At 48.9% G+C, this 13,067-nt stretch carries 16 protein-coding genes; 5 read left to right on the forward strand and 11 right to left on the reverse strand.

The features are described from left to right. Positions 1 to 156 precede the first annotated feature (156 nt). From msrP to G441_RS0103190, 5 genes are all read left to right on the forward strand, one after another. Positions 157 to 1,152 (forward strand): protein-methionine-sulfoxide reductase catalytic subunit MsrP, encoded by a 996-nt coding sequence (gene msrP / locus G441_RS0103170; protein ID WP_026375012.1) that lies wholly within the window; start codon positions 157 to 159, stop codon positions 1,150 to 1,152. A gap of 2 nt (positions 1,153 to 1,154) precedes the next feature. Beyond that, the gene (locus G441_RS0103175; protein WP_034474174.1) at positions 1,155 to 1,766 is read left to right on the forward strand and encodes a protein-methionine-sulfoxide reductase heme-binding subunit MsrQ; all 612 of its coding nucleotides are present in this window, start codon (positions 1,155 to 1,157) and stop codon (positions 1,764 to 1,766) included. A 79-nt stretch (positions 1,767 to 1,845) separates the two neighbouring features. After that, a complete protein-coding gene (locus tag G441_RS0103180) occupies positions 1,846 to 2,187 on the forward strand; it encodes a hypothetical protein (RefSeq protein WP_026375014.1) in 342 nt (113 codons plus the stop codon). A 104-nt stretch (positions 2,188 to 2,291) separates the two neighbouring features. Continuing rightward, positions 2,292 to 2,768 carry a YchJ family protein gene (locus G441_RS20045; RefSeq protein WP_026375015.1) on the forward strand — a complete coding sequence of 159 codons (477 nt, stop codon included), beginning with the start codon at positions 2,292 to 2,294 and terminating at the stop codon, positions 2,766 to 2,768. Then, complete coding sequence (locus tag G441_RS0103190) at positions 2,769 to 3,416, forward strand: 2-hydroxychromene-2-carboxylate isomerase (RefSeq protein ID WP_026375016.1); 648 nt, start codon at positions 2,769 to 2,771, stop codon at positions 3,414 to 3,416. It abuts the gene before it with no gap. Positions 3,417 to 3,431: 15 nt separating this feature from the next. Here the strand turns inward: G441_RS0103190 and G441_RS0103195 are convergent, their stop codons facing one another. From G441_RS0103195 to plsX, 11 genes are all read right to left on the reverse strand, one after another. After that, on the reverse strand, positions 3,432 to 4,208 hold the full coding sequence (locus G441_RS0103195; protein WP_026375017.1) for a TatD family hydrolase: 777 nt from the start codon (positions 4,206 to 4,208) through the stop codon (positions 3,432 to 3,434). A gap of 7 nt (positions 4,209 to 4,215) precedes the next feature. After that, on the reverse strand, positions 4,216 to 5,112 hold the full coding sequence (gene holB, locus G441_RS0103200) for a DNA polymerase III subunit delta' (RefSeq protein ID WP_026375018.1): 897 nt from the start codon (positions 5,110 to 5,112) through the stop codon (positions 4,216 to 4,218). A 3-nt stretch (positions 5,113 to 5,115) separates the two neighbouring features. Then, on the reverse strand, positions 5,116 to 5,730 hold the full coding sequence (tmk, locus tag G441_RS0103205) for a dTMP kinase (RefSeq protein WP_026375019.1): 615 nt from the start codon (positions 5,728 to 5,730) through the stop codon (positions 5,116 to 5,118). A gap of 5 nt (positions 5,731 to 5,735) precedes the next feature. Continuing rightward, positions 5,736 to 6,743 (reverse strand): endolytic transglycosylase MltG, encoded by a 1,008-nt coding sequence (gene mltG, locus G441_RS0103210; protein ID WP_034474175.1) that lies wholly within the window; start codon positions 6,741 to 6,743, stop codon positions 5,736 to 5,738. Further along, positions 6,740 to 7,564: an aminodeoxychorismate lyase gene (gene pabC, locus G441_RS0103215; RefSeq protein ID WP_034474176.1), complete on the reverse strand. Its 825-nt coding sequence runs from the start codon at positions 7,562 to 7,564 to the stop codon at positions 6,740 to 6,742. The genes mltG and pabC overlap by 4 nt, the downstream gene beginning before the upstream one ends. Positions 7,565 to 7,633: 69 nt before the next feature. After that, the gene (fabF, locus tag G441_RS0103225) at positions 7,634 to 8,878 is read right to left on the reverse strand and encodes a beta-ketoacyl-ACP synthase II (protein WP_026375022.1); all 1,245 of its coding nucleotides are present in this window, start codon (positions 8,876 to 8,878) and stop codon (positions 7,634 to 7,636) included. A 75-nt stretch (positions 8,879 to 8,953) separates the two neighbouring features. Further along, entirely contained in the window at positions 8,954 to 9,193 is a 240-nt protein-coding gene (acpP, locus tag G441_RS0103230; RefSeq protein ID WP_012518211.1) for an acyl carrier protein, read from the reverse strand. A 170-nt stretch (positions 9,194 to 9,363) separates the two neighbouring features. Continuing rightward, positions 9,364 to 10,101 carry a 3-oxoacyl-ACP reductase FabG gene (gene fabG, locus G441_RS0103235; RefSeq protein WP_026375023.1) on the reverse strand — a complete coding sequence of 246 codons (738 nt, stop codon included), beginning with the start codon at positions 10,099 to 10,101 and terminating at the stop codon, positions 9,364 to 9,366. 10 nt (positions 10,102 to 10,111) lie between these two features. After that, the gene (gene fabD / locus G441_RS0103240; protein WP_026375024.1) at positions 10,112 to 11,044 is read right to left on the reverse strand and encodes an ACP S-malonyltransferase; all 933 of its coding nucleotides are present in this window, start codon (positions 11,042 to 11,044) and stop codon (positions 10,112 to 10,114) included. A 27-nt stretch (positions 11,045 to 11,071) separates the two neighbouring features. Continuing rightward, a complete protein-coding gene (locus G441_RS0103245; protein WP_026375025.1) occupies positions 11,072 to 12,031 on the reverse strand; it encodes a beta-ketoacyl-ACP synthase III in 960 nt (319 codons plus the stop codon). A 3-nt stretch (positions 12,032 to 12,034) separates the two neighbouring features. Beyond that, on the reverse strand, positions 12,035 to 13,066 hold the full coding sequence (gene plsX / locus G441_RS0103250; protein WP_034474178.1) for a phosphate acyltransferase PlsX: 1,032 nt from the start codon (positions 13,064 to 13,066) through the stop codon (positions 12,035 to 12,037). Position 13,067 lies beyond the last annotated feature (1 nt).

The raw sequence follows: 13,067 nt of genomic DNA on the forward strand, positions 1-13,067 counted from the left end.
TAGTCTATAGTATCCGAGAATAACGCACTTAGGTAGAGATATGTAATATTTGCCACGGTGTTTGTAATTTGGACACACAAAATGAAAGTAGTTGGTGAGCTTTCAGGTCTAGGTTCCGTATAGAACAGTGTAAAGAGCAACACGGAGCTAGCGTCTATGCGGATCAAGATTAAAAAGCCATCAGATTTGACTGATAACGACGTGACGGATGAAAGTATCTATAAAAACAGAAGACAGGTGCTACGCTCATTAGGTTATGTGGGAGCTTCTGCGCTTCTCGCCCCTCATGCGAAAGCATTCAACTGGTTTTCAGATGATGACGAGCCTGCCTTCAAGCGACGTCCCTTGACCTACCAGTCAGACAAAAATGATCCGCAGACAATTACCCCCGAAGATAAAGCCACGTCCTACAACAACTTTTATGAATTCGGCACAGACAAGAGCGATCCGGTTGAAAATGCCCAGAGCTTTAATGTTAATCCCTGGACACTGAAAGTAGATGGACTGGTAAATAAACCTTTTAGTATCGACTTTGATAATCTGTTTACTCGCTTTCCACTACAAGAAAGAATTTACAGATTACGCTGCGTTGAGGCATGGTCGATGGTTATCCCGTGGATCGGTTTCCCACTGGCCCAGCTGATTAAACAGGCAGACCCACAAGGGTCAGCAAAATATGTTGCGTTTCAGACGCTACGTGATCCAAAACAGATGCCAGGCCAGCGCAATCGATTTGTCGGCGGTGGCATTGATTATCCTTATGTTGAAGGGTTGCGACTGGATGAAGCTATGCATGATTTAACCCTATTGACTGTGGGGCTGTATGGAAAATCCCTGCCACCGCAAAATGGTGCGCCTGTGCGTCTGGTTGTGCCCTGGAAGTATGGCTTTAAAAGTATTAAATCCATCGTACGAATATCACTTGTAGAACAACAACCGCCTACAACATGGAACACCCTCGCCCCTCACGAGTATGGTTTCTATGCCAACGTCAACCCTACCGTCGATCATCCACGCTGGAGTCAGGCTAGCGAGCGGCGCATCACGACCGGTGGACTATTGGCACGTAACCGCATCGCCACACAAATGTTCAATGGCTATGAGGAAGTGGCGTCATTATACGCCGGCATGGATTTACGTCGCTTATATTAAACATGGTCTGGATTCGACTGACAAACAGAAGGGTCATCGCCCTCAAATCACTCATCCACATCATCGCGGGTTTATGGTTAGTTCAGACTTTTTATGCGGCAATTAGTGACCAGCTGGCTGGCGATCCGGTCGAAATATTACTTCACTTTACTGGAATAGGCGCGCTAAACCTGCTGCTCTTATCCTTAAGCCTCACCCCCCTGGCAAAGTGGCAGCGTCAAGGTTCATGGATAGCGCTACGACGTTTAACCGGACTATGGTCGTTTACCTATGCGCTGTGTCATTTTTTAGTGTTCATCCTGTTTGAGTTACAGCTCGAATGGCAATTGGTAGCCAGTGAAATCATACAAAGGCCGTACATTACGGTGGGATTCAGTGCACTACTCATCCTCACAGCGTTAGCGATTACTTCAATATCAGTATTGCGTCGACGCATGGGCAGAAGCTGGCAAAAACTGCATAACACGGTGTATATCGCGGTACTGTTAATAATGCTGCATTTTACGTGGTCGCTTAAGACGCTAGAACTGCAAATCCTTATCTACGCAATCATCACTGGTACCTTGCTGTGGTTCAGAAGAAATAAATTAGCAGGATTTTTGATTAAAAAGTGAATTAATTACTTGCATGTTTATTTATACAGTACTACTGTACATATACACACTGTATAAATATTCATGCAAGGATAACAATATGGCTGCTCTTTCTTCATTTATGTTTCATGGTCAACAGGCGTCAGCTGTCGACCGTCTCTCATCAGTTAGCAAAGAGACCAAATGGACGTACCTGATTGCGAATTCGTTAACATTCTCCAGTCATATAAACAGTGCGATTCGCTTGAGTAAGCCGGACAATCAAACGCTGATGCTATGGCTGGAGCGCTTAATCAGTGGTAGCCAATGCGCGCGCATCTACGTTGAAAATCTGCAATTAAGCCATGTGCAGTTGGCCGGGATAACAGCACTTTGTCTTGCTTATGGTGTAGAGCTACACAACGTCAGCACATCACCACTCACAGCCTCCTCCATATCTTAATTTTTCTACCATCATGCCAGATAACCATAGGTGGTCTGGCAGTGATGTGAACGTTTCATCCATGTTAGTATCAGCGTTACCTGTTATCCGTTTAATTTGGGACTATGCATTGTTTTTGTGGAAACTCATTATCATTTAATGAATGCTGCCAACCTGTTATTCAAGGCAATAAAAACGCAGAATCCGCTGAGCAGCTTATGCGCTCCCGATACAGTGCATTTTGTACTCGTGATGCGATTTATCTTCATCGTACATGGGCAAAAACTAAACAAAGTCATCACAAAATAGAGGATATTAAGGCCTCATTTTCGCACACTCACTGGTGCCGCCTGGAGATCGTGTCTGCTAGTGATAATGGGGTGGCAGGTCAGGTTGAATTCAACGCCTTCTATGTAAGCCGCGGTACCCCTTTTGTTCTCCACGAGACATCAACTTTCCTACATGAAGAGAATAGCTGGCGCTATGAAAGTGGAGAGATCCAAGTGGATTCAGGCAAACTTGGACTGGGTAGAAACGCCCCCTGTATATGCTTAAGCGGTAAAAAGTTTAAACGTTGTTGTGCAACCAAAGGATTCGAATAAATGAGCACGCAGATAAACTGGTATTTCGACATTATTTCACCCTTTGCCTACTTACAATGGCAGCGGATCAAACCCATGGTAAAACAAGGTAAGGTTCAACCAGTGCCGATTCTGTTCGCAGGGGTGTTAAATCACATTGGTCACCTGGGTCCCGCTGAAATACCGAGTAAACGAACATTTGTTTACCAGCACAGTATGTGGCTGGCGGACAGGCAGGGTATTCCTTTTACTATGCCCCCAGCCCATCCCTTTAATCCTCTCACAGGGTTACGTGTTTGTATTGCCTATCGCAATTCGGCCAAAGTTATAGACTGCGTGTTTAACTGTATTTGGCAACAGGGTCTGCTGCCCGATGATGAGGCTGGACATCAGTATATGAGCGCGCAAATGAGTGATAACGAGTGGCTGCAGCGCTGCTCTGAACCAAGTGTGAAAGCACAATTAAAAGATAATACCGAAAAGGCTATTGAGGCAGGTGTTTTTGGCGTCCCTACCGCAGCGGTATCTGCAGATTCAGGCAAACCCAAACTATTCTGGGGTGCCGACGCACACGATATGTTGCTGGATTACCTGCAGGATAAGCCGCTGTTTAGCGACCCCGACTTTCGGCGTCTTGAGAGACTACCGCAGGCAGCCCAGCGAAAATAATAATGTGAATGACGATTAATGGTGACGCTTGCACGCCGAGAACAGGCGATAGAAATTATCCGTTGTCGCTCGGGCAAGCTCTTCAACCGAAATCCCGCGTAGCTTGGCGATATACTCTGCCACCTCAACCACGTAGCCAGGCTGATTTTGTTTACCCCGATAAGGCACAGGCGCTAACCATGGAGAATCCGTTTCAATCAGCAAGCGATCGAGCGGGATGGATTGCGCGACTTTTTTCAGTCGTTTAGCTGACTGAAATGTCACAATACCCGAAAGAGAAATATACAGGCCCATGTCTATGGCTTGCTCTGCCATCTCCTGCGTCTCGGTAAAACAGTGGAGTACCCCGTTGGTCGAATCGTCCTTATGCTCGTTAAGCAGTGCCAGCGTATCGTCACGGGCATCTCGGGTATGAATAATTAACGGTTTATTTGTGACATTGGCGACCTTGATGTGGTCGACAAAAGAATGCAACTGCACCTCACGTGTTTCCGCACTGTAATGGTAATCTAAGCCGGTTTCTCCCACTGCAACCACTTCTGGTCGCGATGCCATGTCTAACAGCGTGACGAAGTCACAGGCATCCTCCTGATGCAGGGGATGCACACCGCAGGATACCGACACATTGTCAAATCCGCGCACTGTTTCGTACATTTGTTCATATTCACGTACTGATACCGCAACACAGAGCATATGAGACACGCCCCGCTGTGTGGCAAACTCCAGCGTTTGCTTTAACTGCTCTGGAGACTGGCCTAATCGATCCAAATGACAATGTGAATCTACAAACAAAATACATTTACCTCTTTTCTTGCTTACCGGATTGTGCAACCTGCATAAAAAGCTCACTGAGTAACGCCAGTTTATTGATCCCCGGGTTCAACAGCTGACGCTTAGCATCGATACTATGCTGATATAACGCCCACATGTCGTTACTGTAATGCTGCAGGTTTTGATCAGTCAGCCAATGTTGCAGCCACCCGGTAACCCGCTCTGCGTGCTCCTGCCATTGAGCGGCCAGGGCCAGCGCATCTTTTTGATCCGAGCGCAGTGCTGTTAAGGAAGTGATGAATTCGTCAAACCTTAATTCATTATCATCCTGCAGTGCTTCGGCAATAGAAAGTGGTGCGCACTGGTAATAACGGATAAGGGTGTCGTCAACGGACGAGAAACCTTGTGACTCAAGCCACCGTTTACAGGTATCTGCATCGGGAGATGGTAATTTAATTTTCTCACAACGGCTTAACACTGTAGGTAACAGCCTGCTGATAAGATGTGACACCAGAATGATATAAGTTCGTTCAGTGGGCTCTTCGAGCGTTTTCAGAAGTGCGTTTGCCGCAGATTCAGTGATGCGTTCGGCATGATAGATGATCAGTGTTTTGGCGCCGCCCAGCTGTGACGTCGCCGACAATTTGCCGATTGCCTGGCGCACCGCATCAACGCCAATTTGTTTGTCCGTTGTGATCACGTGCCAGTCTGGATGTGAACTGGCTTTCACTAGTTGGCAGGACTGACACTCACCACAATGAGTCTTGCCTTTATTCTGGCATAACAAATAGGTTGCCAGATATTCAGCGAAGTGATGCTTCCCCGTACCTGCACTGCCATGTAGTAACAGGCCATGGTGCAATCGCTGATTTGCAGCACGGATGCTTAGCTGCTCAAATTGAGGCTGATGCCAGGGATATAACATGACTTACAACACCTTTTTCACGGCGGCAGTGATGTCTATATGGACCTGCTCAAGGTTTTGCATAGTATCAATGATGACGGCTTTGCTATTGTCGCGACACAGTGATAAGTAACGTTCACGGGTACGTTCAAAAAAGCTGATATCTTCAAGTTCGATTCTGTCCAGCTCACCTCTGCCTCTTGCTCTTTGCAAGCCAGTACGAGGCTCCACATCGAGATAAATCGTCAGATCGGGCTCAAAGCCTTTCAGCGTCATGGTTCGCAGTGAATCTAACATAGCCTGATCAATCTGACGTCCTCCTCCCTGGTAGGCTTGTGAGGACATGTCATGTCGATCTGCCAATATCCAGTTGCCCTGCTTAAGCTGCGGCAGCATGACATTGTGAACCAGCTGTGCCCGTGCTGCATACATCAACATCAGCTCCGCTTCGACCGTCACCTGCTCTTGCCATGGGTGCTTTACACATTCCCGAATGGCTTCAGCCATAGGTGTGCCGCCAGGCTCTCTGGTGCAGACAACCTGCTTGCCGGCATCTATCAGACACGTTTTAACCACATCTATGGCGGTGCTCTTCCCTGCTCCCTCGAGCCCCTCAATAACGATACATTTTGCTGACATATTACCTACTGATTTAATTGATATTTGCGCACAGCCTGATTGTGCTCATCCAATGTACGAGAAAAGTAATGGCTGCCATCACCCCGTGACACAAAATACAGCGCCTCAGTGTCCAGCGGATGAAGTGCAGCATCGATGGCTGCTTTGCCTGGCATAGCGATGGGCGTTGGCGGTAAGCCTTTTATAACATACGTGTTGTAAGGGGTCGCCTCGCGCAAATGGGCGCGGGTCAAATTGCCATCAAAACGCTCGCCTAACCCATAAATTACAGTAGGGTCGGTCTGAAGGCGCATATTTTTGCGTAACCGATTGATAAATACGCCGCCAATTTGCGCGCGTTCGCTTGCCAGGCCGGTTTCTTTTTCGATAATTGAGGCCATAATCAACGCATCATAGGCGCTGTCATAAGGCAAGCCCTGCTGACGCTCCTGCCATGCTGATTGCAGATAGGCCTGCATGCTCTCATAAGCGCGGATAAGAATATTCTCGGCCTCTGTACCTGCAGTGAAAAAATAGGTATCGGGCATCAACCAGCCTTCAAGGGTTTTTCCAGGTAGCTCATTCGCCAGTAACATCGCAACGTGTTGCAAAACAGGTAAATCATTCGCGCTAAGCTGAGGTTCTGCTGCCAACGTCTCCAGCCACTGCTGCAGTGTTAACCCCTCAATCAAACTCACGGCAAACTGCTTTTCATCGCCCTGATAAAACTTATCCAACAGGCTTTGTAATGAATCACCGGGCTCAATCGCATAGGTACCGGTTTTGATCAGGTCGCCCTGCCTGAATAGCTTGATATATAACCTTCCCGGCAGATTGCTCTCTATTAGCTGCATCGACACCAGTTTGTTCAGTATATGGGTTTTCGAGGCGCCTTTTTCGATCACGATGGACTTTTCATCAGACAGTGTAAACGGACGCTCTACCGTACTTTGCAACCATCCTATCGCCGACGCTGCCAGCAACATTATAATAGCGGCGATGAGAACCACATAAATCGCGATGCGCCTGGTCATGGTGTGTCCTTATCACAGAGCATCGTTGACCGTAACGTCTCAAATGTCGCCAGATTATACTCTGTGCAGACATCGGCAATTTGAAATTGCCTGACCGGTACCATGTCCATCAATGCATTACAGATAAACACGACTTCCGCCTCTATTAATGCCTCAGGTTTAGCCTGAATGTGAGACACAATAGCACCATGATTTGCGAACCGCGCTAATAGTACATCTCTCATTATTCCATTTACGCCGTTCGACGCGAGGTCCGGGGTATACCATACCCCTTTGGTTCGCCAAAACAGGTTGGACGCACTGCATTCAAGCATAAACCCCTGCTCACAACATACCACGTGTTCCTGACAGTCACTGCCAACACTTGCCTGTTTAACCAGCACCTGTTCAAGACGATTGAGGTGTTTAATACCAGCCAACAGCGGCTGCTTAGACAGGTGTACACCACTCACGCCCAGCATAATGCCGTGCTGGCGCCACTGGGCATAATGAACAGGCATACTATGCTCGGAGATCCATACTTCCGGTGTTTCAGTCTCATCGGGGGCATAGCCCCTTCCCCCTTCTCCGCGACTTATTAACACTTTGAGAACGCCGTATGACAACTCAGCCGCACGTTTGCCGACTTCTTCATTAATCTCGTTCCAGGCATCGACTTTAAGGCCGAGTTTATCCGCATCATGCTGGAGTCGGGACATGTGACGTTCAATAAGTCGTGCCTTACCGTTTACGACAGCAATGGTCGTAAAGCAGCCGTCGCCATAATTAAATGCGCGGTTTGCCGTTGAAATAGCTGAATTGAACTGAGTAATGTGCGTCATAAAAGCAAAAAGCCTGTCGGTAACAGGCTTTTTATCAAATACACAGTTTGATGTTCAAGCACATCAACGTCATGCATCAATTTTTGAAAATACCAGTGAGCCGTTGGTACCGCCAAAACCAAATGAGTTACACAGTGCGTATCGCATGGCTTTCTCAGTCGCCTTGTGAGGAACCAGGTCAATATCACACTCATCATCCGGTTCGTCAAGGTTGATCGTCGGAGGCATAATCTGATCGCGCAGTGCCAGCACAGTGAAAATTGCCTCAACCGAACCGGCAGCACCCAATAGATGACCGGTCATTGATTTCGTGGAACTGACTGACACCTGATTAACCACATCGCCAAACACTGACTTCACCGCCCTAACCTCAGCAATATCACCTGCTGGCGTGGACGTACCGTGGGCATTGATATAACCAATGTCGGCCGGCGCTATATCGGCATCGTTGATGGCATTTGCCATTGATGCTGCCGCACCCGCACCATCGTCCGGAGGAGACGTCATATGATGTGCATCACCACTCATGCCGAAACCAACCACCTCGGCATAAATTGTCGCGCCTCTGGCTTTAGCCTGCTCATATTCTTCCAGCATCACTACGCCAGCGCCTTCACCCATCACGAAACCATCGCGACCTTTATCCCAAGGACGACTGGCCTGCTCAGGCGCGTCGTTACGAGAGGACAACGCTCTGGCTGCTGCAAAACCTGCCACTCCCAGCGGGGTGACAGTGGCCTCGGCGCCGCCTGCAAGCATTGCGTCTGCATCGCCATAGGCAATGGTGCGCGCAGCTACGCCGATATTATGCACACCGGTCGTGCAAGCCGTAACAATGTTGAGATTCGGTCCTTTCAGCCCCTCCATGATCGACAAAAATCCTGAGATCATGTTGGTGATCGTAGAAGGTACGAAAAACGGTGACACTTTCCTAGGGCCGGAATTGAGCAGTTTTTCATGGTTTGCTTCGATCAGTGCTAACCCACCAATGCCTGAGCCGATGGCAACGCCAACGCGCCCCGCATTATCATCAGTGATAGCCAATCCTGAGTCCCGTAATGCCTGCATGCCCGCGGCAACACCGAATTGAATGAAGCGATCCATTTTTTTCGCTTCTTTCTTAGGAATATATTGCTCTACGTCGAAATCTTTCACTTCGCCCGCAAAACGCGTTGAAAAATCTGTGCAGTCAAACTGTGTTATTGGGCCTATACCGCTCTTGCCGGCCAATAATGCGGACCATGTAGAGTCAACATCGTTGCCCAGTGGAGAAAGCATACCTAGCCCGGTTACCACCACGCGACGTTTAGCCACAATAGCCCCCGGTAATCAAAACAGAGTGGAATGATATGAGAAGACGGCTCGAGCGAGCCGTCTTTCTTAAGAATCTTACGCGTCTTTATTAGCGTTAATGTAATCAATGGCAGACTGAACGGTAGTGATCTTCTCCGCTTCCTCGTCTGGAATCTCAGTATCAAATTCTTCTTCCAGAGCCATGACCAGTTCAACGGTATCCAGAGAGTCCGCTCCCAGATCATCTACGAATGACGCTTCCGCTTTCACTTCTTCTTCTTTAACGCCAAGCTGTTCAACGATAATCTTCTTAACGCGTTCTTCAATGTTACTCATAATCCTAGGTTTCCCTTGTAAGTCGCTAGTTTTTTATTTGCGTGTAGTGTATTCAGCTCGATATGGCCATGCAAGCGCCAAGATCATCTTTTTGTCTGGTCAAACCACAACGCTGTTCTGAATAGTAATCAACAATTTTTTTACAATCAAGCAGCCATTAATACGACTGCTCAAGACATGAACATTCCGCCGTTCACATGAATGGTTTCGCCAGTAATGTACGCTGCCCCTGCACTGCACAGGAATGCAACAGTCGCAGCAATCTCCTCTGGCTCGCCTAAACGGTTTGCCGGGATGTCTTTAAAAATCGCTTCTCTTTGCTCATCCGTCAGTGATTTCGTCATATCGGTATCAATAAAACCTGGCGCGACGACATTCACCGTGATCCCTCGGGATGCTACCTCTCGTGCCATAGACTTACTGAAGCCGATGACACCCGCTTTAGCAGCGGCATAATTCGCCTGCCCTGGATTACCAGAACTACCTACGACCGAACCAATATTTACAATACGGCCAGCACGCTTTTTCATCATACCGCGCAGCACCGCCTTACTGAGCTTGAATATGGGTGTCAGATTGGTGTTGATGATGTCATCCCACTCTGCGTCTTTCATTCGCATCAACAGGTTATCGCGGGTTATTCCGGCATTGTTAACCAGAATGTCGATATCGCCATACTGCTCTTTGATGGTATTGAGCAAATGCTGAATTGACTCATCATCGCCGACGTTAAGCACCATGCCCTGACCGCTGTCCCCGAGGTAGTCACTGATCGCCTCAGCGCCGCCATCAGAGGTTGCCGTGCCCACTACCGTGGCGCCCTGAGAGGCCAGGCGCATGGCAATCGCTTTACCGATACCTCGGCTGGCGCCGGTGACCAGCGCTACTTTATTTTCTAAGTCGCTCATGTTCTCTTCCTTACTCTGCGCTGATATCCGCAGGAACGTTTATCGCTTTGCACTGCAACGTGCGGTCAATTCGTTTTACTAAGCCGGTCAAGACTTTACCTGGCCCAACTTCGAGCATCTCGGTTATGCCTTGCTGTGCCATTGCCTGTACACTCTCGGTCCACCGTACCGGGCAGTATAACTGCCTGATTAATGCATCCTTAATTGCCTGTGGCTCTATGGGCGTATCAACGTCAACATTATTGATTACGCTGATAACAGGTGTATTAAAGGTAATATCCTTAAGCAGCTCAGACAATTGCTCCGCCGCGGGTTTCATTAATGCGCAGTGCGATGGCACGCTCACGGGCAGCGGTAATGCGCGCTTGGCACCGGCATCTTTACATTGTTGGGCTGCCATTTCAGCCGCCTGAGCATCACCGGCAATCACCACCTGACCAGGCGAATTAAAATTCACCGCCGCAGCAACTTTGCCAGTTTGCTGACTGACCTCGGCACAAATGTGCGCAATTTTATCGTCATCCAGGCCGATGATGGCAAACATGGCACCGGCACCTGCAGGCACTGCCGACTGCATAAATTCGCCACGTTTCTCTACGAGCTTTACGGCATCTTCAAAAGCGATCACCTCAGCACATACCAGCGCTGAGTACTCGCCAAGGCTATGTCCTGCTAACAATGCAGGTTGCGTGATGTGCTCGCGCAGCACCCGCCATGTTGCCACACTGGCTGTCAGTAATGCCGGCTGTGTGACCTGTGTTTGATTAAGTTTACCGTCAGCATCGCTTTGCGTGACCGCCCATAAATCATAGCCGAGTGCGTCAGAAGCCTGACTAAAGGTGTCATTGACGACGCTGAATTCAGCAGCGAGTTCACTGAGCATGCCTACAGACTGTGAGCCCTGCCCCGGGAACACACAGGCCAAAGTTGAATGTTCAGACATGATGTTTCCTTGATTGTCAGAATAAGTTTAGTAGCGAACCAGTGCAGACGCCCACGCGAAACCACCACCGAACGCTTCAAGTAGCAGGTTTTGACCACGTTTAATGCGGCCGTCACGTATTGCCGTATCTAATGCTGTAGGTACGGTTGCTGCCGACGTATTGCCGTAGTCTTCGAGTGTGAGTACGACCTGATCCAGTGACATGTTTAATTTACGGGCAACCGCTTTGATGATCCTGAAATTAGCCTGGTGTGGAACCAACCAGTCTAATTCAGACTTGTCCATATTGTTTGCTTTAAGCGTTTGTTCAACCACTTCGCTAAGCTTGGTCACTGCGACTTTAAAAACTTCGTTACCACGCATTACGCCCCAATTTTCGTGCGTAGACTGCTCATCACCGCGGGTCGGGTTACCCACATACAGGAGGTCGCCATATGAACCCGCTGCATGAATATGCGTGGATAAAATGCCAGGCTCTTCGCTGGCTTCAATAATGGTTGCACCTGCGGCGTCGCCAAACAGGATGACCATGCTTCTGTCTTTGGGATCGACCAGCCTGCTGAGGCAGTCCGTGCCAATCACCAAAATGCGCCTGGCAGCGCCGCTTTTGATATATTGATCTGCCACGCTTAATGCGTAGCAGTAGCCCGCACAGGCAGCCGCGACATCAAATGCAGGAATGCCATCGAGGCCAAGTATTTTTTGGATTTCACAGGCTGTACTTGGTAACGCGTAACGGCCACTGGTGGTCGCACATACAATCATATCGATGCTAGAAGGGTCAATATCCGCCATTTCAATGGCTTTGCGACTGGCTTCTGCGCCCATGGTTGCAGCGGTCTCATCCGCGCTAATGATGCGCCGTTCTTTTATCCCTGTCCGGTCGGTGATCCATTCATCAGAGGTGTCCACCATGGTTTCAAGGTCTGCATTGGTGCGGACATCGGAAGGATAATAACTCCCGGTGCCAATAAATCTGGAATACATTAACTAAGGTCGCTCCATCAATACGGATTCTATTGTCGTTTTTATTTTTTCCGGAACCTGCTGATGCGCTTCTTTAATGGCATCTTCGATGGCGTAATAAAACGCATCAGCGGAAGCATTTCCGTGGCTCTTCACCACAATGCCGCGCAATCCTAACAGACTCGCCCCGTTATACTGGTCGGGGTTCACCGTATGATAGACCTTTTTAAGCAGAGGCATGGCCACTGCAGCAAGAAATCTTGTGTACCAGTTTTCAGAAGACACACGCTTTACTGCGCGAATAACCAGTTTAGCCAATCCTTCACTAGACTTGAGTGCGACATTGCCGGTAAAGCCATCGGTCACCACAACGTCAGCGTGGTCGGTAAAGATATCGTCCCCTTCAACATAGCCAATATAATTGACGCGCTTGGACTCGCGCAGGATATGGTCCGCTAGTTTGACCTGCTCATTGCCTTTGATATCTTCCTCACCAACGTTCAACAGTGCCACTCTGGGGCGCTCTATCCCGGCAACCTGGGAAGCGAGTACCGAGCCCATAATGGCGTACTGAAATAGCGTTTCGGCATTACAGTTAACGTTAGCGCCCAAATCAAGCAGAAAGACCTTGTGTTGTCCTGCGGTTGGCATCGATGACACCAATGCGGGCCGGTCCAGACCAGGAATGGTTTTCAGCACATAATATGCCATGGCCATCAAGGCACCGGTGTTACCTGCGCTGACGCAGGCTTGTGCTTTGCCACACTCGACCAGCTCGAGCATGCGCCGCATCGATGATTCTTTTTTATTACGTAACGCAACCGTCGGTCGCTCGTCGTTAGCAACATTGTCGGTGCAATGAATCAGCTCGATACGAGAGGCAACGTCGGGATCTAACGCATTACGCTGGTCGGCGACGAGTTCACCATCACCTAACAGGATAAGGCGTAATTCTGGGAATTTATGAAGGGCTTTTACCGCGGCGGGAAAAGTAACTGGGGGGCCATGATCGCCCCCCATTAAATCTAACGCGATAGTAATACGCGCTGGCGTCATC

Source organism: Aestuariibacter salexigens DSM 15300, from assembly GCF_000429145.1.
Classification (GTDB): Bacteria; Pseudomonadota; Gammaproteobacteria; order Enterobacterales; family Alteromonadaceae; genus Aestuariibacter; species Aestuariibacter salexigens.